This window comes from Congregibacter sp., assembly GCF_047617445.1.
Taxonomy (GTDB): Bacteria; Pseudomonadota; Gammaproteobacteria; order Pseudomonadales; family Halieaceae; genus Congregibacter.
The window spans coordinates 1-19,531 of record NZ_JBLGBE010000005.1; the positions used below are offsets into that span (position 1 = coordinate 1).

A 19,531-nucleotide genomic window follows, 5' to 3' on the forward strand; every position below is an offset into this window, starting at 1 on the left:
TCTCGTTCAGGTCTGAGATTAATGGCATGGACCTGCATCTCCACATCTCCGGCACCTGCAATAGGTAGCGCATTGAAATACACTTCGAACCACGAGTTGTTAGCGGCACCCCGAAAGAGCGTGACGGCCATTACATCATTTTGAACGTCCAGGACTTTTTCAGCCTCCTCCGCGTAAGTCTTGGACAAGGAAAGTAGCGCTGTAAAGAATAAGGTGGTGAGTAGGGATCCGAACGTGACGCGATTGCTCATGAGCCGTCTTTATAGGCATATGAGTGTCGATGAAAGAAGACTACCGACCGTAAGGTAAGCTGTCAAATGTGTCTGGCTGTCTGGCTTCCAGGGGTTGGGTTACGGAGTGGCGGTTGTGGGAATGGATGTTTTTCCCCGAGACCCAACAGGCTTGGCTTGCGTTCAAGCGTGTGAATTACAATCATCGAATGTTTCCTGGCATTAGGAGTACAGGCATGAACGCAAAGTGGATTCAGACGTTGGCTTTGCACCTAAGCCTATTTTTAGTGGCTTTACTGGCGTCTTCGTCAAGCCAAGCACAGGTGACTCTGGTCGCGGACAGTGGCTTTGCGTTTCAGGCTATTTCCCAGTGCGAAACGGATCTTCGTTATCTCAATCAGGTCAGCGGATGGCAAGCTTCCTGGCCACAGCAGTGGGAGGCGGTCGTCTCCTCAGGCACAGCTGATATTGAACAGTCGATTGACCACTGGTCCCAGCTGCCCGACGCTCTGGCTACGTTAAAGCAGCAGCTTCTATCCGGTATTACGCTAAATCAGATGGTCCCGAGACCGGTTGCCTTGCGCGTGCATCAACAAGTCCAGGATGTCGCACTTGCACTGAGCTCGGCTAACTCACCTTATCGTTTCACGGACGCTGATACTGAAGGCCCTAAGAGCTGGAACGTCTTGGTAGACGAGTCGGTCGTAGCAGCGTTTAGCAAGTTTGAACTTTTTCTTCGCACCCAGTACTTACCAAAGGCTCAGAGCGACACCGGCCTGTCAACGACGAAGGGCGGGGGAGAGTGCTTTGGAGCAGCGGCGGTTTGGTGGACCAGCTTGGATCTGCCACCGGATGAGATTGCGGCCATGGGCAACAGGATCCTAAAGGAGAATCACGACGCACTTGCCATGACAGGCAATACAGGAGAAAGCGTTGCCGACATCCTTAATCGGTTACGTATCTCTGCTACCACTGACCCAACATCCGCGGAGGAGCTCATAAGGATTTCAGAGCTTGCTCTAAAACGTGCCCAGGAAAAAACGTTGTCTGCGTTTTCCCATGAGGCAAGCGAGCCGATATCGGTAGAGCCTCTTCCGGTCTATATGCAGGCGGCTTTTCCAGCGGGTCGTTATGTAGGGGCCAATAACAGCACGCCTGCCAGTTACGTTATCAATCCGTCGCGGCCCAACGAACGTCGATTGATGGCGGAGGTGATTGCGTTTCATGAAGGGATTCCCGGGCATCACCTCTTTGCAGCGTACCCGCGAGACAAGCCGCCAATCATCTATGAATCAGGGAATTCAGGGCTTGGCGAAGGCTGGGCTCTCTATTCGGAATATGTTGCTCAAGAGCTAGGCCTTTTCTCTACCCCGTTGGATGTACAGGGGATGATTGCCAAACATCTCTGGGCTGCCAGCCGTCTCGTGGTTGAGCCGGGGTTACATGCCTATGGCTGGTCAAGAGAAGAGGCGGTGCAATTTATGTTGCTCAACACGGTGTTAAGCCGCACGGAGATTGAGATTGAAGTGGATCGCTATCTTGCGATGCCGGGTCAGTCGCTTTCTTACATGTTTGGTGCCGATCTGATTTTAGTAGAAAGAGAGCGAGCTAGAAGCGTGTTGGGAGACGACTTTGATATAAGAGCATTTCATGAAGTGGTGCTTGAGACCGGAGTTCGACCGCTGCCCGTTCTGCGCGATGATATCCGGGCTTGGGTGGCTGCGAATTCAGCCGCAGGCCACGGCGATCATTGACCCTGTGTTGTTCTCTTCTGAGGCGTTTATTCGGACGGCATGATGCGAATAGGTAGGGGCTCCGACGCGTCCAGATGTACGTCGCGCTGCGGAAAGGCAATGCTAATCCCTGCGGCATTAAACTCGCGATAGATAATCTGTCGTAGTTCAGAAGAGACTCGTGGGTAGTCCCGAAGTGCAAAACATCTTAACCAAAGCACTAGAGCATTATCGCCAAAGTCCTCGAAGCTTACGTAGGGTGCGGGATCCTCGATGATTTCTGGGTGCCCGTTCGCAACGTCACACAATGTCTGCATGGCCGCGTCCACGTCTGATCCATAGGCGACGCCAATAGGGATTACTAGGCGAAGCTTGGAATTACTCAAAGACCAGTTAGTTACGACACTGGTAATCAATTCCTTGTTGGGAATCATGAGTTCTTTCCCCTCGAAGGTCTCGATGACGGTTGCCCGAGCATTGATCCTTGTCACGGTTCCGTCTGCGCCGCCTGCATGAATGATGTCGCCGACGCGAATTGGACGCTCAAATAACACGATGAGCCCCGAAATAAAGTTTGCGACAATTTCTTGTAGACCAAAGCCGATACCTACACCCAGTGCCGCCACGAGCCACTGAACTTTTTCCCATTGGAAGCCCAGCATTACCAGTGCGCTGGAAAAACCTATGCCCAGGATCAGATACTGCATGAGCATGCCCGCGGCGTATCGGCTGCCTGGGGTCACATTGGTCCATTCTGTGAGTACCACATTGACCAGGGGAGGCAGGTGGCGAGTGATCAGCGACGTGACTGCAATGATCAGCAGTGCTAACAACAGTACCGACAGGGTGATAGTCCGTAGCTCGCCATCGGGCAGGCTCGCATCACTTGTGGTCCATAAAGTGATCGAATCGAAAATCGACAGGGCAGGTAATGCAGGTGCCCATATCCACCAAAGCAGGGCGCCCAGCGAAAGCAGTCGAGTCAGGCCGAGCAATCGCGAGTAGGCGTCAGACAGAGATGCCACCGCGTCCATGTCACTGCCAGCGCTCTGATCCCCTGACTCTTCATCATTGACTTGCTCGGCTCTGGCTCGAAGCTCTTCCCGGGCATTTCGCTCCAGCCCAGATCTGAAAATAATGAGCAGACGCTGCAGGACATTGGTCACAAACAACGTGGCGATAACTGCAGCAACGGAGCCTGACAGCGCTCGTAAGTAGAGGTGGGCTGCAAAGAGCTGGCCGCTCAAATGCATAAACACGATGGATGCCGAGGTAATCACCCCGATCTGCAGACAATGTCGCAGTATTCGATCGTTGCTAAATTGTCCCGAACGCAGCATTCGCAGCGACGCTATGAGAAGAAGCATTGCCGTAGCCATGCTTCCTATCGCGGCCAGTGCTCCGCCACTGTCCGTGGGGGATGATGCTCGACCGAGTACAGTTGTACCGATGGAGCATGCGATAGCGACGGCAAACCAGGGAAGATCTCGAGCGGCGGCGTCGGCCCGAGGGCTGTTCCATTTCAGTAGTCGACGCCCGACGCCGAGTCTATCCGACATGCGCCGGAGGCTTCCCAATACAAAGAGAATCAGTCCGGCGGCTGCCAGCGCACGGCCCACACCCATCACCACGGGATCTCCCTGGGCGACAACGTAGAACGCTCGACCCACGAGCATCAGCAAGCTCGGCAGGGCCAGCGCTGCTAAGAATGTGAGTGTCAGGGTCTTAAAAATGAGGGCTGAACTTTCGTCTCGGGGTCGAATGGGCTTGCCAAGAGTGTCTTCAAGTGCTGTGGTGATTCGTCGATGTAGCAAAGCTCCAAAGGCGATGATAAGCAAGGCGAGAAACAAGGGGTCGCCTATCAGTCGAGACCAGTGATCTTTCAACCGCAACAGGGGTCGAATCTTCCCCAGGGTCTGCAATTGCTGGAGCACTCGCTGGGGATTAACGTAGGCATAGTTGCGAACCCATAGGAGATTCGCAGTGAGCAAGGTTTCGTAATCACCAACAATCGATGCCAGCTCTTCTGTGGCTTGGTTGCCGTCCACCAATAGGCTCAGGAGTGTGTTTCCCGCCTGCATATTTTCCTGCAAAAGCTCTCGTCGCTGAATGTACAGACGTGCGGCCGTGCTAGTTTCAATGTTGTTCCAGGACGATATATCGCCAAGCGTTGCGGCAAGAAAGCCATTGCGATCTCCCAACTCGCGAAGAGCCTGTTCCGTGTCGATCGCTTTGATAGAAACCGTGGCAATTTGTTCGTTTTGATCGGCGTTCTGACCCAGTATCGAGCGAGGGTCCGGGAGGCTGGCGAGTCGAGTGAGCATGACTTCACCGAGTTTTGACTCCAGACCCGCTACGTTGAGTCGACGCTCAGTGAGGTCGGCATCCTGCTTAACTTCATTGATGTTCTTTCGCGTGCCTGCAACGCGCTGCCGGGCCTGCTCAATTTGTGATGACAGCGATTCGAAGCTGCTCACTAACGTCAGGTTGATGTTGACCATCTCCTGCAGTTCAGCACGAGAGTCCGTCACTTGCGATAGGAAGCGTCGCGCCTCAGTGGCACGCTGCGCGGCAGCGCCCTGGCGTTTCTTGGTGGCGGCGTCCAGCAATTGAGTAAGGAGGGTGTCTGCTTCTGCGATAGCTGCGTCGAGCCAGGCCATGCGTGCCGTACGAATGCCATTTGAGGATGGGCCGCTGCGAAGGCGCAGCTCCAGTAAGCTTAGCTCACTATCCAGTAGTCGCTGGTGGATTGCGGATACGAGTGTGTTGATTCTGTCCTCGACGCCTGAAGTTTGCGCAGCGCTGTCAGCTTGCGGAGGATCATCGGCACGACGCCGGCTTATCTCCGCGATACGGTCTCGGGCGGCTGATTCGTTGTTGGCAAGGTTTGATAGTGTGTCCAGGGCCTCCGTACGCTCTTGAGACCAGGCGTCGCGCTGGCTCTGTACGATACTGAGCTCTGTTTCAATGTTTGCCAGTGAGGGATTGTCACCGAGGCGACGCTGGATCGTAGCGGGGGCATTCTGAACATCCCGCATACGATTTTTGTAGTCGGCGATGAGTAAGTCGCTGCTCTTCAGTGTGTCTTTGATTTCTCGGCGAGAGCTTTTGTATTGCTCCAACTGTGCGCGATCCTGGGCTGCCAGCCGAAGTTTGTCTAACAGCGCTACACGGCGCTCTTCACTGATGCCTACCTCATTAGTAAGGACTGAGCGGAGTGCCTCGAGGCTGTTCGTGGTATCAAAATCTTGAGCGAGGCTGAAACTACTGAGCAATACAGCTAGCAGCAGGCTTGATAAGAGCTTGTACGCTGAAACAGGTTTAGCGAGGAAGCTGCGACCGTGGTGAGGCGAAAGCTTTCCCTTCTTCATGCGTTCTTCATGGGTTTAACAGTGCGTTCCTTACTTTCTGCGCCCATTGCTGCAAGGCCTCGGTATTTTCAGGTCCCGTGCGCAGTAGTTGCTTGTGCAGATCGCTGGAGCTCTCGAGTTCTGAGTCCGCGTAGGCCCACATGGCGCCTTTACTTACCAGCGCAGGGGGTTGCTCCCGGGTAGGTGCCGACAGAACGTTTTCGAGCGCAGCGATTAAGGCGTTGTCTAAAGCATCGCTGGGGTAGCCCAGTGCGGCATAGGCACCCTGGAGCAGCGCTCGTTGCTGATGAAAAAGTGTTGCCAGGGTATCCACCGGTAGAGCGGTGATGGTGCTAACGAGCTTGTCGTAGCGCCGATAGCTATCTCGACTGACCCAGTAGTCGGCACCTTCTTGCGTCGTTTTAAAACTGCCCGCAGGTCTAGCGAGATTGGATGTGCGTGTGGGGACTAGTCCTCGTGCGAGTTGGTCGATACTACTGACTCCTCGATCAAGTAAATAGGCTGCGTTGTAGGCGGAACCCAGGCTGTCTCCCGGAGACAGACCCGCTTCAATCACCGCGCTGCGAAGCTGCTGATCGATCTCTTCAGGGGTGGGAGGGCTCACTACAATCTCTTGGACGACAACTTCGTCTACGGGTGTTTCTATGACGTCAGGAGCACTCGCAATGACCACTGGGATGTCTGGTGCCGCCAAGATCGCGTCGTCCGGGCTTGGCCTGGGTGCCAGGCGCATTGTCTCAGGTGTTTCAGCACTCGTCTTTTGCTCCGGGAGAGGACTTTCGTCGTTGCTGTCTTTGTCTCGTGGCATGAGTAGGTAAACGCCACCGGCAAGAATGAGTACAGCTACTGCGGTTACCAAGGTTTGAGTGCTGTGTCGGCCACGTTCGTCGTCGTTGTTAAAGCGGTCATCGCGATCGGCTTGCATGCTAGCTCCCTAATCTGTTGGTCTTTTTAGTGTAGGCGATAAGCGGTCAAACTGTTAAAAGAATTTGACTCGCAAGCCTCTCAGATAAGGCAACAAAAGGGTTGATTGGTTCACTGTGGAATGCCAAAAGACAGTGCTGCATTGTGGCGTTCTGGGTGTTGATAGACCTAGAGTCGCTGTGGGGCCTTACCGGGTTTTGCATACGCCATGCGCTGTAGAAGTGAGCTTTGGTAGTAGCTGTCGAGACCCGATATTGCGACGCTGTCCGTCTTCGCTGGATCCAAAGCGCCGAGCTCATTGATAGCCTCACTCGGCACTTCCAGAGAAACAATCTCACCGATCACCAGATGAGTTCCGTTGATATTCAGCGGTAGTTCATCACGGAGTGTCATTCCCATGCGCACTGCGGCCTCTGCAACGAAGGGTGCTGTCTGCCCGTCGCGCCACAACTCTGTAAGACCAGTAGCTGCAAACTCCGAGACGTTAGCAGGATAGCGTGCAGCGGTCTGATGGGCGGCATCTACGATGCCTGTATGAACGTGATTAATTGTGTAGCTGCCGGTCTCACGGATATTGTCCAAGGTGTGACGCTCGGCGTTATCCGGTCTAAAAATCAGCGCAAGTAGGGGGGGGTGTGAGCCGATGTGCACTAGGGAGCTCATGATGGCGAGATTGCTGTGTCCCGAGGTATTGGCTGTCCCCACTAGATTGGCAGGCTTGTAACCCGTGATGGAGTTGATGAGTGCTGCTCGTTTGCGGCGCTCGAGACCTTCGATGTCACTAGCTGTCAGGTGCATGGAGTTTCTCTGTGAATTGCTTGCCGTAGAGGCGCTTGTATCGCCAAGTTGCCCACAGGGCGTAGACCGCATCGGCAAAGTGACGAATGAGGGGCCAGCGTAAGATGCGTAACACCCGCCCGTGAGTTGTACCTTCCCACGCGGCGACATTCGCGTCAGCACTTTTGAGCCAGCTTCCATCGGCGCGGCGTAGGTGCAATACACGAAGGAGTTGGTCTTTGCCGGGCTCCGGATTAGCCGCGTCTGCAATATCAGAAGAGTTGAATGCATCGTCTTCGATGCCATGAATATCGACAATGCGCAATGAACCCCCCCGAGCTTTGCGAAGCTGGGCTATTTCGCTAGCGCACAGAGGGCACTGGCCGTCAAAAAAAAGGGTGTCCACCGACGGGCTATCGTCGTTATCAATGTTGGTCAAAGCAGTGCTCTCCGACGACGATAAGTCTTTGATTTTGGTTTTGCGTGTAGCGACGGACATTTGCTCAAACTCGGGAGTCGCCGCCCCCCGGACTAGTAGTTATCCTCCGTTGCACAGCTAGACAGTCCCAGCCACTTCCATAGGTAGCAGTAGCCAAAAACACTGTTCCAAAGCAGCGCAAACGCAGCGATTAGAATAAACGCTTGGGGAGCGCCAAAGCGCTCGGCCGTGAGAATCCAGCCTACGATAGTGACAGCGAGCAAAAAGCGTATCGTTCGCTCTACTGTCCCAATATTTCGGTTAATCATTTCACACACTTGTCTTGCAGATTTAACTCATACAGTCTTACGCGCAAAGTGTGCCGCTGGATGGCTTATGTCTGGCACTTCGCTTAGGGATGTTGCTGAGGGCCGTATTGCGCCCTAACGCGGATAGCTGGTCTCGAGCCTATTGAGCGTGTCCTCAAACTCGGCACAAATCTCCGCAAGAATCTCCGCCACTGGACGAACCCCCTCAATTCGACCACAAACCTGGCCCGTCAGCGGTATGGCGGACTCCATGTCCCCGCCAAAATACAGGTCCTGGGGCTTGCCAAACTCGGTCATGGCATTCACCTCTGGCTGTTTTTCGAGTGCGCTTGTGCGCTCCGTACGCAGGGCACGCAAGCCCGGCGATTGAAAACGGTTAAGAAATACAGTGTCCGTCTCATCGGCATTCACAATCGCTTGCTTCCAGTTCTCGTGTACGGGAGATTCCAGAGCTGACACCATGCGAGTACCCAATTGCACGCCTTCGGCGCCGAGTGCAAAGGCGGCCACCATAGAGGCTCCGTCAACAAAGCCCCCCGCAGCAATGATAGGCACATCAACCTTTGATCGGACCAGCGGCAGGAGCACCATGCTGGCAACATCCTGAGGGCTTTTGAAGCCGCCACCTTCTCCGCCTTCGACTATCAATCCGTCTACACCATATTCCACAGCTTTGAGCGCGGATTTCAGATTGGGTACGACGTGAAACACCGTGAGTCCTGCGCTTTTGAGCAACTCCGTGTAGCGTTCCGGGGAACCAGCCGATGTGGTTACGAAGCGTACGCCCTGATCGATGATGAATTGGGCAATATCAGGGTCGCGTACAAAGGCTTGGGCTATATTTACGCCAAAGGGACGATCCGTAAGCTCACGCATGCGGCGGATCTCATCGCGAATGACGTCAAGCTCCCCCGAGGACGTTTCGATAATCCCCAGTCCACCAGCATTGCACACCGCCGATGCCAGCTGCGATCGAGCGATCCAGCCCATGGGGGCCTGAACGATAGGGAGCTCGGCCCCGGTCATTTGAGTGACGCGATTGTCAAATTTCATGCGATCTTTCCTTAGCTTTTTATGTTCAACGATGGTTATGAGTAGGTCGTTGGCGTAACGAACTTAATTGTCGATGTCGGCGAGGACTCGCGCCTGCGCCGCTGCGATTCGGGCGACCGGCACGCGATAGGGGCTGCAGCTCACGTAATCCAATCCCAGGTCATGACAGAAGCGAATCGAGCGGGGGTCGCCACCATGCTCGCCACAAATACCGTATTTGATGCCTTTCTTGACCTGACGAGACTCCTGCACTGCCATACGCATAAGGCGTCCGACGGCACGCTGGTCCAGCGACACAAAGGGGTCGTCTTCTATGATTTTGGCGTTCAGGTATTGCGGAATAAAGCGCCCGGCATCGTCCCGAGAAAAGCCGTAGGTCATTTGCGTAAGGTCGTTGGTGCCAAAGCTCATAAACTCCACAGCCGATGCAAGGCGGTCTGCACCGAGACAGGCTCGGGGCGTTTCCATCATGGTGCCGATTTTATAACGCAGCGATACGGACTTTTCTTTGGTGACTTTGGCGATGCCGCGATCAATGATCTCACTGATCAGGCGAATTTCTCGCACGTTCACAACGAGGGGGATCATGATTTCCGGGTAGGGGCTCAAGCCTTCTTCTCGCGCTTGTAATGCGGCGCCGATGATCGCTCGGACCTGCATGCGGGTGATCTCCGGATACACCACCGACAGTCGACAACCGCGAAAGCCCAGCATGGGGTTCACTTCAGCGAGATCGTTGCGAGCCTGGATGATCTCTTTGGGGTCTTTCCCCAGACGCTCTGCCAATGCTTCTGCATCAGCTTGGTCGTGAGGCAAGAATTCATGCAGTGGAGGATCGAGTAAGCGAATGGTCACTGGGAGGCCATCCATCACACGATAAAGCTCCAGTATGTCTGCATGCTGAAATTCCTGGAGCTTTGCCAGATGACGCTTGCGCTCCTTTCTGTCCGTAGACAGAATCATGGCGCGCATATGGTCGATACGATCGCTGGCAAAAAACATATGTTCGGTCCGGCAAAGACCAATACCTTCTGCCCCCAATTCGCGAGCTTTGGCGGCGTCTTCTGGGGTTTCAGCATTGGCGCGAACCTTCAGGCGTCGATGCTTGTCGGCCCAGGATAATAATGTTTGAAAGTCATCGGAGGTACTGGCCTCAACCTTGGGAACATCGCCAAGCATTACCTCACCGCTTGCACCATCCAAAGTAAGCAGGTCGCCGCGTCTTATCACCGTGCCGTCTGCTGCAGTGGCTATGCCTTCCTGAACAGACACCCGAAGTTCACCACAGCCTGTAATGGCACAGACACCCATGCCTCTGGCAACCACCGCAGCGTGAGATGTCATCCCCCCAAGTTCCGTGAGAATGCCTTCGGCGACACGCATGCCATGGATGTCTTCGGGGGTTGTTTCCCGACGAACGAGAATGACCTTTTTGCCACCGGCTTCTACTTTGACCGCTTCGTCGGCAGAGAAAACGGCAACGCCGGTTGCTCCACCGGGACTGGCGGGCAGGCCTTTGGCCACAACAGTTCGTGGCGCATCAGGGTCGATCATAGGGTGTAAAAAGGATTGCACATGGTCCGGTGATACTCGGAGCAGTGCTTCTTTTTCGTTGATCATGCCTTCGCGGACCATGTCCACGGCAATTCTTACAGAGGCACGTCCAGTACGTTTGCCGCTGCGAGTTTGCAGGATGTAAAAGCGGCCTTCCTGAACCGTGAACTCAATGTCCTGCATGTCACGATAGTGCTGCTCGAGCATGGCTTGGGCATCCAGCAACTCTGCATAGGCGCTGGACATGCGCTCCTGCATAGCTTCGACGGGCAGTGGTGTGCGTATTCCGGCGACCACATCTTCGCCAGCCGCGTTGAACAAGACCTCGCCGAAGAACAGACGTTCTCCGGTCGAGGGATTACGAGTAAACGCAACACCGGAACCTGAGTCTTCGCCGAAGTTGCCAAATACCATGGACTGCACCGTGACGGCCGTGCCCAAAGAGTCCGGAATATTGTTCATCTCGCGATAAACGTTGGCACGGGGGGTGTACCAGGATTGAAACACCGCCTCTACCGCGAGGCGCAGCTGCTCGAAGGGATCCTCTGGAAACTTGACCATGGTTTTGAAGGTGTCTATGACAGCTTGCCAGTCCTCGGCTTCCATCGCGACGTCAGTTTGATAGGCCTTGTCGTCTTTATAGTCTTCGATGACTTTGTTCATGGCATGGGTGTCAGTACCTAAAACAACATCTGCAAACATCTGGATGAAGCGACGGTAGCAGTCGTAGGCAAAGCGGGGGTTGTTGGTCTTGCGTGCCAGCCCTTCGGCTATTTCGTCATTGATGCCTAGATTGAGGATGGTATTCATCATGCCGGGCATGGAGACCGGGGCGCCAGAGCGCACGGAAAACAATAGAGGATTTTCGGGATCTCCAAAGCGAGCGCCCATTTGCTTTTCCACCAGGTCCAGGGCGACGCGATACTCCTGCTCCAGCAGTGTAGGGAGCTTGTTACCGTTTTCGAAATACTCCCTGCAGGTGGGGGTTGTGATCACAAAACCAAAAGGCACCGGCAACTTGAGGGCGGTCATCTCGCAGAGATTGGCACCTTTGCCACCCAAAAGATCTCGGTCGTCCTTGCTGCCCTCAGAAAACAAATAAACGCGCTTGGCCATAAAGCCTGTTCCACTCTATTGATTGTTTGTCGGGCCGATATGGTAACCGACCTTGCTTCTGTGCTCTCTGTCAATAGGCATATTTGTGAATGATCCTCACTGAGGGCGTTGACCCTGTGCGCGAGAGGCATTAGCGTTGACATTGTCAACATAACTTAAAACAAGGTGACTAGCATGCCCGCTCGAAACAACCTGAAGGCCATTCCCGCAGCGCTTGCCGCCGCTGGTTTTGCTGCATCCGTATCCCTGCCTGCTTTGGGGCAAGGCGCCGGAATGCTCGAAGAAGTAATCGTAACTGCTGCCAAGCGTCAGCAAACACTTCAAGAAATCCCTATCGCTGTGTCGGTGGTTAGCGCTGAGATCATCGAGCAGTCACAGGTCCTCGATATTAAAGATCTACAGACCCTGGTACCTAGCCTTAGGGTCACCCAGTTGCAGGGTAGTGCGCAGACCAACTTTATTATTCGCGGCTTTGGTAACGGCGCCAACAACCCCGGTATCGAGCCTTCAGTGGGTGTATTCGTCGATGGGGTTTATCGTTCCCGTGTGGGTAGCGCGCTCGCCGATCTTCCCAAGCTTGAGCGTGTCGAGGTGCTTCGTGGCCCTCAGAGCACCTTGTTTGGTAAGAACGCATCGGCAGGTGTCATCAACGTAGTCACCGCAAAGCCTGATCTGGCGGGATACAGCGGATCGGTATCGGCGACTCTTGGTAACTACAACCAGAAGATTGTTAAGGGAAACTTCACCGGCCCGATTTCTGACAACGTGGCATTTAGCGTGTCCGGTAGCATGAACCAGCGCGACGGTTACTACGACAACCTTGAATTGGAGACCGAGCAAAACGAAATCAATCGTTGGAACCTCCGCGGTCAGTTGCTGTGGAACCCCAGTGATCGTATGGAAGTGCGCCTTATTGCAGACTCGGATGGTATCGATGAGCAGTGCTGTGGTGTGGCTAACATAGTGAACGGTCCAACCGGAGCGGTTGTGCAGGCTCTGGGCGGTAATCTTGTACCTGAGGCACCGTTTGCCTACGAAGGTTTTTATGACTTTGACCCGCAAAACCGTATCGACACGCAAGGCTTGTCCATGCAGATCGATTACGATTTTGACAGCTTTACCCTGACATCTATCACAGCGATGCGAAAGCTAGAGCAGTTCGATCTGGGTGATGTGGACTATACCAGTGCACGCTTGGTGACACCCGATGCGGCGAACCAGCGTGACACAGAGATCGATACTTTCACTCAGGAACTGCGTCTTACCTCAGCGACAGACGGTCCCCTGCAATGGATGGTGGGTGCGTTTTACTTTACCGAAGAGTTGACCACAGAGGGTAGCTTTGGCTACGGAGACCAATTCCGTTCTTATGCTGACTTCCTGACTCAGGCGGGTACGGGTGGCGCACTGAATCTGGCCATCATCGAGGCGATCTACGGCGTTCCGGCGGGTCTGTCTTTTGCAGAGGGGCAAGGTTTCCCAAGTGAGAGTTACGCTTTGGACGACGACACCTTGTCGCTGTTTGCCCAAGTTGACTTTGATCTCACCGAGGCTATGACCTTGACTGTTGGGGCAAACTATACTGAGTCGGACAAGCAAGCATCGGCTAATCTCGTGTCTACCGACGTCTTTGCAACACTGCCCTTTGGCGGCACGCCCTTTGCAGGTTTGCAGGGACTGCAGTTTTTGCCACCTTATCTGAATTACCCCAACTCAGTAGAAGACGGTAAGTCTAACGACGACGACATCACTTACACGGTTCGTCTGGCCTATGACCTGACGCAAAATATTAATGTCTATGGTGGTGTGAGCACAGGTTTCAAGGCAAGTTCCTGGAACATGTCTCGAGACGCTCGTCCGTTGGCCTCTGATCTTGCCGCATTGGGTGCCGCGGGACTCCTCGTACCTAATATCACCGCGGGCACACGTTTTGCCGGTCCCGAAGAGTCAACGGTATTCGAGCTGGGCTTAAAGGCTGAGTTCGATACTGTAAGCGTGAACGTTGCGGTCTTTAACCAGGAGATTGAAGGCTTCCAGTCTAATATCTTTAACGGTGTGGGCTTCAATCTCGCAAATGCGGGTAAGCAGTCTACCGATGGTATGGAACTGGACGTGACCTGGGTGCCAATCGATGGCCTGCGCGTCGGCTTTGCAGCGACATGGCTGGATCCGCTCTATGATGACTTCCAGGGTGCAGTGGGTCCCGATGGACCCCTTGACCTCTCCGGTCAGCAGCCTGCTGGTATTCCCGAGCTGTCTACCAATACCAACGCAACCTACAACTTCAGCATGGGTAGTGTGATGGCCTATGTGCGTCTTGAGCATGTGTATGAGCAAGACGTTCAGGTTGTGGACAACATCCCCAAGGATATTGCGTCGCGTGAGATCAACTCATTCAACGCGAGTGCGGGTATGACTTTCGCCAGTGGCTTGGAGCTTAATTTCTGGGGGCGGAACATCAATGGAGATGAGTACCTGCTGTCAGCATTCCCATCGGTCGCTCAGGCGGGCAGTGTCAGTGGTTACCCGAACCAGCCGCGCACCTACGGTCTGACCTTGAAGTACAGCTTTGAGTAAGTAAGTAGCCGGGCTCTGGCCAGAACGACGAAGGGCGCTCAATGAGCGCCCTTTTTTTATGCTGCGAGTTTTGTTGATTCAGTCGTTCACAACAGTCCGCTCCAGCAATGTCAGTGATGAATCCTAGTCTTTGGGGTTCATGATCGCCGCTTTGGCTTTTTCCATGTCTACTGCGCTCGCAGCTTTTTCCATGTCTACGGCTTCGGCCGCTTTCTTGTAATCAACGCCGTCGGTGCTAACAGCCGCCTTGGCTTTTTCCATGTCCACGGACTCCGTTGCTTTGTCGGTATCGACTGCTTCCATGAGTTTATTTAAATCCTGAGCATGTGCTGCAGAGATAGAGAACAGCGCCGTCGCTGCTACAGAAGCTAGTAAAGTTTTCATGTTGTATTCCTGAATGTGGGTAGTGATCGATCCTGGGGCCTGAGAACTTAGCCGCCGGACCATAACATAGCACTTTTGAGCAAAGCTTGGTCAATCAGTGTTTGCGTCGATGGTCACGCACAATCTTGCCTCGCAAGATCACTAGCCGGATGTCTCGGCTGTGGCGTATGTCGTCCAAGGGGTTTGTATCCAATAGGAGCAGGTCAGCCTGGTAGCCTTGGGCAACCTGGCCCATACGATCCTCCACTCCAAAAAAGCTCGCGGGCACCAGCGTCGCTGCGGCGAATGCGATTTGCGTATCCAATCCCGCCGCGACAAGAATTTCAAGTTCGCGATGTAAGCTGTAACCGGGGATAGCCCAGCCGATAGGTGTATCAGTACCGGCGCCGATGCGGATGTTCCTGGCGGCGAGCCTGGGAATCATGCCTAAGGTCCATTCTCCTGCGACTTTGTAGCTGTTGGGGTCCATATACATCGACGCCTTCCTCCATTCACTGCTTATGGACTCAGGCAAAGCATCCAGGGCTTGGCCCCAGTCGTTTTGCGCAAAAGGCGGGTACTGCGTCATCGCGTTGAGCCTTGCAGTGGGCACTTGGATCGTGGCGCTAAGGCTGGCGAGCACACGCTCACAACGAGCCGGATCCTCGTTTTGGATCGCGGGATCGCGCTGCGCCCTATGAATGCTGCTGCGTAGACTCATACCTGGCTGTTCTTGTCCTGCTTCTAGCAGAACACGGCGTTCTTCAAGCAGGGCGTCAGCGTCACGAGCGCAGTCCATTTCCAGGTTGCGCAGGTGCTCCATCGATTGAACCCTTGGGGCCGCATCCGAGGCGAGCATTGACAGGGGAACGTGAGCGGCGATGGGTAAGTTGTGCAACGATGCTTCTACAACGAAAGCGTCGAAAACTTCCGGAGATACCATTTCATAAATCTTTATGAAATCGACGCCCGCAGCCACTAGCGCGTTGATCTTGCTACGGGCCTGCGCTGCGGTGAGGTGGCCTTCGCCAATACCTGATTCGTCATTACCGCCATACACCACCGGGGAACCATCCAGTAGTGGGCCTGCAAAAAACACCCGAGGAGCCTCGGCACCCGGGCCGTAGAGTGATGCCAATATAGGCTTCAGGCGCTTAAGATCACCCCCGGTGTCGCGAACGCTGGTAATGCCATAGTCGAGAAACAGATCAGGCATGATGTCGATGAAGCGCGAGTCGTAGCTTAGGTGAACATGCATATCCCAAAGCCCTGGAGTCAGGAAGCGGCCTTGCCCGTCGATAATTGCGGCCCCAGTGGGCGCTGCAAGATTTTTCCCCATGGATTGGATGTGTCCTGCATCGATCAAAACATCCTGAGTTTGCATAAGACCGTGTTTGGCATCTACCGGGGTGACGTTGCGAATCAGCAGCGGTAAAGCTTCTGATTCTGGTGCCGCCGACAAAATTCCACTGAGGACAATTAGCGCTAACCCAGCACAGAGCTTCGCTACCTTTATGGGATAGCCAGGAGAGTGGAGGAAGCCGGACTTTTGCGCGCTATAGTGCATCGCTATTCCTTCAACTAAAAAATCAGACTATGCAACTGCGAACCCTGCAAGTACAGAGTTGTGTGAGTGCCACCTTTGCTTCCGTAGCTTTGTGGCTCCTGATGGCTGCACTGTTTTTTCTTCCGTCGGAAGACGCGGTTGCCCAGAGCAATCGTCAGAACGTGCTGGTGATTTACGTCGATGATTTGGGGTATGGCGATACCGGAGTTTATGGCCACAGTGTGGTGAAGACCCCGAATATTGATCGACTCGCCGAAGAAGGCATGCGCTTTACGCAGTTCTATGCGCCATCCGCGTTGTGTTCACCATCTCGAGCGGGCCTACTCACTGGACGCAACCCGTATCGCACGGGAGTTGAAAGCTGGATACCGAATGATTCACTGGTGGCGTTGGGAGACAACGAGACGACGCTTGCTGATCTAGCCAAGGAACGCGGCTACCGCACTGCGGTGATTGGTAAATGGCATCTCAATGGTGGACTGCATATGCAGAACGCCCCGCAGCCCCGGGACTTTGGTTTTGATTATCAGTATGGACTGGCTGCCTGGGTAAAAAATGCGGCGGTGAGGGAATCTACACAGCTACCTCGACGTGGCGCGATGTTTCCGGACAATATGTATCGTAACAATACAGCGGTAGGACCTACGCAGAAATACAGCGCTGAGCTTGTGAGCGATGAGGCCATTGGTTGGCTTAAGAGCGCCTCGGGTCCGTTTTTTCTGCTGTTGACCTACAGTGAGGTGCATACGCCTATCGCATCGCCGCCGAATTACTTGGCGCAGTATCAGGCCCACCTCAGTCAGGAGGCGAAGGACAATCCTTTGATGTACTACTTCGATTGGCGTGACCGACCCTGGCGGGGTCGGGGGGAATATTATGCCAACGTTAGCTACATGGATGCCCAGCTGGGGAGGGTGATCGAGTACCTTCGGGAGAAGGGCGTTCTGGATGACACCCTGGTTATTTTTAGTAGTGACAATGGCCCTGTTACGGATGCCCCCGTAACACCTTGGGAGATAGGTATGGCGGGTGAAACCGCGGGACTCAGGGGTAAGAAACGCTTTCTGTTTGAGGGGGGCTTGCGGGTACCGGGCATTATTCGCTATCCCGCACGAGTGCAAGCCGGACGCATCGAGCAGCGTCCAGCTACGGCTTTAGATGTCTTCCCTACGCTTGCACAGTGGCTGGGCGTAACGGTGAACCCGTCCGTGCCTCTGGATGGAGAGTCGCTATGGCCGCTTATCGATGAGCAGGAATTTGAACGTCAGCAGCTGCTCTACTGGTCAATCCCAACGCCCGATGGCATGGAGTTCGCAGTGCGAGACGGGGACTGGAAACTGATTGTAGACAGCGAGGGCGTGCCCCGACACTTATTTGATCTGGCGAGCGACTGGTACGAACTTAACAACCTGCTCGAGTCTGAGTCTGCGGTCCGCGAGCGTCTCTTGCAGCTGTACGAAGTTCGACGGGCAGCAGTAGAGACCGATCCGCTGGCGCTCGCAAGGAAAAGTCGCGAGCGCTAACCGACAGTCAAATACAGCGATAGAAGGTCTGTACTACCAAGCGATGCCGTAGTCATCTCCATAGTCACTGGCGCCGCCCTGGAAGGTTCCCTGCTTGGGGTCAATCAGAATCGCTGTAATGGGGCTGTAGGTGCGGTCGACGACTTCAACGTTATAGCCCATCTCCTTAAGACGGTCCCGTGTATAGGGCGGTAATTGGCGTGTCACGTCCAGACGACCAGGCTCGCTGACATGCGCACCAAAGGAGCTTTGCATCTGGTAGCTCGTTACGTTGTGTGCTTCGGCGGCCTGCTGCACATTCATGCCAAACTCAACCACGTTCAAAAAGAACTGCAGCAGATTTTGATCCTGCGTGTCTCCGCCCTGTACTGAGAACGCCATGATCGGCTCTCCGTCTTTGAGTGCCAGGCTGGGGGTCAGCGTGGCGCGAGGACGCTTGCCCGGCGCGACGACATTGAAGGGGTTGATGCGCTCATCCAGGACAAAGCTCTGCATACGCTGACTGAGGCCCACCCCACTGTCGCCCGCGATGAAGGCAGGTATCCAGCCACCCGAGGGCGTTATCGATACGACCCAGCCTTCGGCATCTGCCGCTTGGATGGAGGTCGTGCCGGCAATGAAGCCATCGTCATGATCTGCGCCGGCTTGCTGAAATCCGTCCGAACCATCGGCCGTGGCTGAGGGAGGAATGGGCGACCACTCTTCCAAAAGCTTGCCAAAGGGGTTTTTATCGCCCTGGAAGGGATAGGGGTCGCCGGGTCTGGCCGTAACGTCATTTTTCTCGGGCTTGATGAGTGCACGGCGCTGGGCAGCATATTCTTTGCTTAACAAACCTTCGATAGGTTCTGCCGGAGGGAAGTAGGGGTCACCGTAGTAGAAATCGCGATCTGCAAAAGCCAGATTCATGGTTTGGTACAGCGTGTGAATGTAGTTGGCGCTGTTGTAGCCCATCGCTTTCAGGTCATAGGGTTCGAGAATGTTCAGGGCCTGGAGCATCGCCGGACCCTGTACCCAGGTAGTGAGCTTGTAGACATCGATCCCCTTGTAGTTGGTGCTCACAGGCTCTTCGATGTGGACCTCCCAGTGGGCGAGGTCTTCTTCGGTGAACAGACCGCCTTGCTCGCGGGTCGCGCGGACTATTTCCTTTGCAATGTCGCCGCGATAAAAGCGCTCATAGGCCGCATAAATAGCCTCCTTACGGGATTTTCCTGCGGCGAGAGCCTCGGCTTCAGCGTCTACCAGTTTTTGCAGTGTTGCCAGTAGCTCTAGTTGCTTGAATATCTCGCCGCCGACCGGCGCGGCGCGCTGCTCCGGATTACTGTCGTCCAGATGAGGCAGGAACACACGCTTGGAATCTGGCCACTGCGAAATAATGTCTCGACGGCCTTCGATGTTATCCGCCTGCACGCCTTCAATCGGATAGCCCTCAGCCATTTGCATAGAAGGCGCTAACACTTCGGCGAGGCTCAGGCGACCGTACTCCGCGAGCATAACCATAAGCCCGCCGGGGGTTCCTGGAGTGACTGCTGCTAAGGGGCCGTACTCCGGGGGGTACACCATGCCTTTTTCGCGAAAGAACTCGGGTGTCGCGCCGGTGGGGGCAACGCCGAGGGCATTAATGCCCAGGACTTTTCCGGTCTCGGGGTTGTAGATCAGGGCCTGCGTCTCTCCGCCCCAGCCCAGCGTATCCCACATGGTGGATGTCGCGCCTAGCATCGCACATGCCGCATCAACAGCGTTGCCACCCCGAGCGAACATCATGGCGCCAGCACTCGCGGCGAGGGGCTTACCGGTGACTGCCGCCCAATGTCGACCGTGAAGCACAGGCTTTGCGGTGCTTTGCGCGAATGTGGGTGTTACAGCAGCGACGGCCAGTCCCAGACAGATGCCTAGGGTGGTGGCGACTTGGCCAAAAATTGCGCGTTTGTTATGGATATCAGTGTGAACCACGATGTGTCTCCATCGGTTGATAAGCAAAAGAAAGCCTAAGAAGCTA

The 19,531-nt window shown here is 54.7% G+C and carries 14 protein-coding genes; 3 read left to right on the forward strand and 11 right to left on the reverse strand.

Annotation, left to right across the window (positions count from 1 at the left end; all coding sequences use genetic code 11):
• On the reverse strand, nucleotides 1–251 hold a 251-nt coding region (locus ACI9KD_RS02450; protein ID WP_414979561.1), incomplete at its 3' end, for a hypothetical protein.
• 215 nt (nucleotides 252–466) lie between these two features.
• Between ACI9KD_RS02450 and ACI9KD_RS02455 the strand changes: the two genes are divergently transcribed.
• Nucleotides 467–1,984: a DUF885 domain-containing protein gene (locus ACI9KD_RS02455; RefSeq protein ID WP_414979562.1), complete on the forward strand. Its 1,518-nt coding sequence runs from the start codon at nucleotides 467–469 to the stop codon at nucleotides 1,982–1,984.
• A 26-nt stretch (nucleotides 1,985–2,010) separates the two neighbouring features.
• Here the strand turns inward: ACI9KD_RS02455 and ACI9KD_RS02460 are convergent, their stop codons facing one another.
• From ACI9KD_RS02460 to ppdK, 7 genes are all read right to left on the reverse strand, one after another.
• Nucleotides 2,011–5,334, reverse strand: coding sequence for a mechanosensitive ion channel domain-containing protein (locus tag ACI9KD_RS02460; protein ID WP_414979563.1), 3,324 nt, complete (start codon nucleotides 5,332–5,334; stop codon nucleotides 2,011–2,013).
• A 7-nt stretch (nucleotides 5,335–5,341) separates the two neighbouring features.
• Nucleotides 5,342–6,259 (reverse strand): DUF3014 domain-containing protein, encoded by a 918-nt coding sequence (locus ACI9KD_RS02465; protein ID WP_414979564.1) that lies wholly within the window; start codon nucleotides 6,257–6,259, stop codon nucleotides 5,342–5,344.
• Between the two features lie 167 nt (nucleotides 6,260–6,426).
• Nucleotides 6,427–7,056, reverse strand: coding sequence for a flavin reductase family protein (locus tag ACI9KD_RS02470; RefSeq protein ID WP_414979565.1), 630 nt, complete (start codon nucleotides 7,054–7,056; stop codon nucleotides 6,427–6,429).
• The gene (locus ACI9KD_RS02475) at nucleotides 7,040–7,534 is read right to left on the reverse strand and encodes a thiol-disulfide oxidoreductase DCC family protein (RefSeq protein WP_414979566.1); all 495 of its coding nucleotides are present in this window, start codon (nucleotides 7,532–7,534) and stop codon (nucleotides 7,040–7,042) included. The genes ACI9KD_RS02470 and ACI9KD_RS02475 overlap by 17 nt, the downstream gene beginning before the upstream one ends.
• A gap of 32 nt (nucleotides 7,535–7,566) precedes the next feature.
• Entirely contained in the window at nucleotides 7,567–7,782 is a 216-nt protein-coding gene (locus ACI9KD_RS02480; RefSeq protein ID WP_414979567.1) for a DUF2892 domain-containing protein, read from the reverse strand.
• Nucleotides 7,783–7,896: 114 nt separating this feature from the next.
• Nucleotides 7,897–8,868, reverse strand: coding sequence for an NAD(P)H-dependent flavin oxidoreductase (locus tag ACI9KD_RS02485; protein ID WP_414979621.1), 972 nt, complete (start codon nucleotides 8,866–8,868; stop codon nucleotides 7,897–7,899).
• Nucleotides 8,869–8,898: 30 nt separating this feature from the next.
• Nucleotides 8,899–11,505 (reverse strand): pyruvate, phosphate dikinase, encoded by a 2,607-nt coding sequence (ppdK, locus tag ACI9KD_RS02490; RefSeq protein WP_414979568.1) that lies wholly within the window; start codon nucleotides 11,503–11,505, stop codon nucleotides 8,899–8,901.
• A gap of 174 nt (nucleotides 11,506–11,679) precedes the next feature.
• Between ppdK and ACI9KD_RS02495 the strand changes: the two genes are divergently transcribed.
• A complete protein-coding gene (locus ACI9KD_RS02495) occupies nucleotides 11,680–14,082 on the forward strand; it encodes a TonB-dependent receptor (protein WP_414979569.1) in 2,403 nt (800 codons plus the stop codon).
• 123 nt (nucleotides 14,083–14,205) lie between these two features.
• Here ACI9KD_RS02495 and ACI9KD_RS02500 read toward each other — a convergent pair whose 3' ends face one another.
• Entirely contained in the window at nucleotides 14,206–14,466 is a 261-nt protein-coding gene (locus ACI9KD_RS02500; RefSeq protein ID WP_414979570.1) for a hypothetical protein, read from the reverse strand.
• Between the two features lie 94 nt (nucleotides 14,467–14,560).
• A complete protein-coding gene (locus tag ACI9KD_RS02505; RefSeq protein ID WP_414979571.1) occupies nucleotides 14,561–16,012 on the reverse strand; it encodes an amidohydrolase family protein in 1,452 nt (483 codons plus the stop codon).
• 62 nt (nucleotides 16,013–16,074) lie between these two features.
• Between ACI9KD_RS02505 and ACI9KD_RS02510 the strand changes: the two genes are divergently transcribed.
• Complete coding sequence (locus tag ACI9KD_RS02510) at nucleotides 16,075–17,535, forward strand: sulfatase (RefSeq protein ID WP_414979572.1); 1,461 nt, start codon at nucleotides 16,075–16,077, stop codon at nucleotides 17,533–17,535.
• Between the two features lie 33 nt (nucleotides 17,536–17,568).
• Here ACI9KD_RS02510 and ACI9KD_RS02515 read toward each other — a convergent pair whose 3' ends face one another.
• The gene (locus tag ACI9KD_RS02515; RefSeq protein WP_414979573.1) at nucleotides 17,569–19,485 is read right to left on the reverse strand and encodes a gamma-glutamyltransferase family protein; all 1,917 of its coding nucleotides are present in this window, start codon (nucleotides 19,483–19,485) and stop codon (nucleotides 17,569–17,571) included.
• Nucleotides 19,486–19,531: the final 46 nt, after the last annotated feature.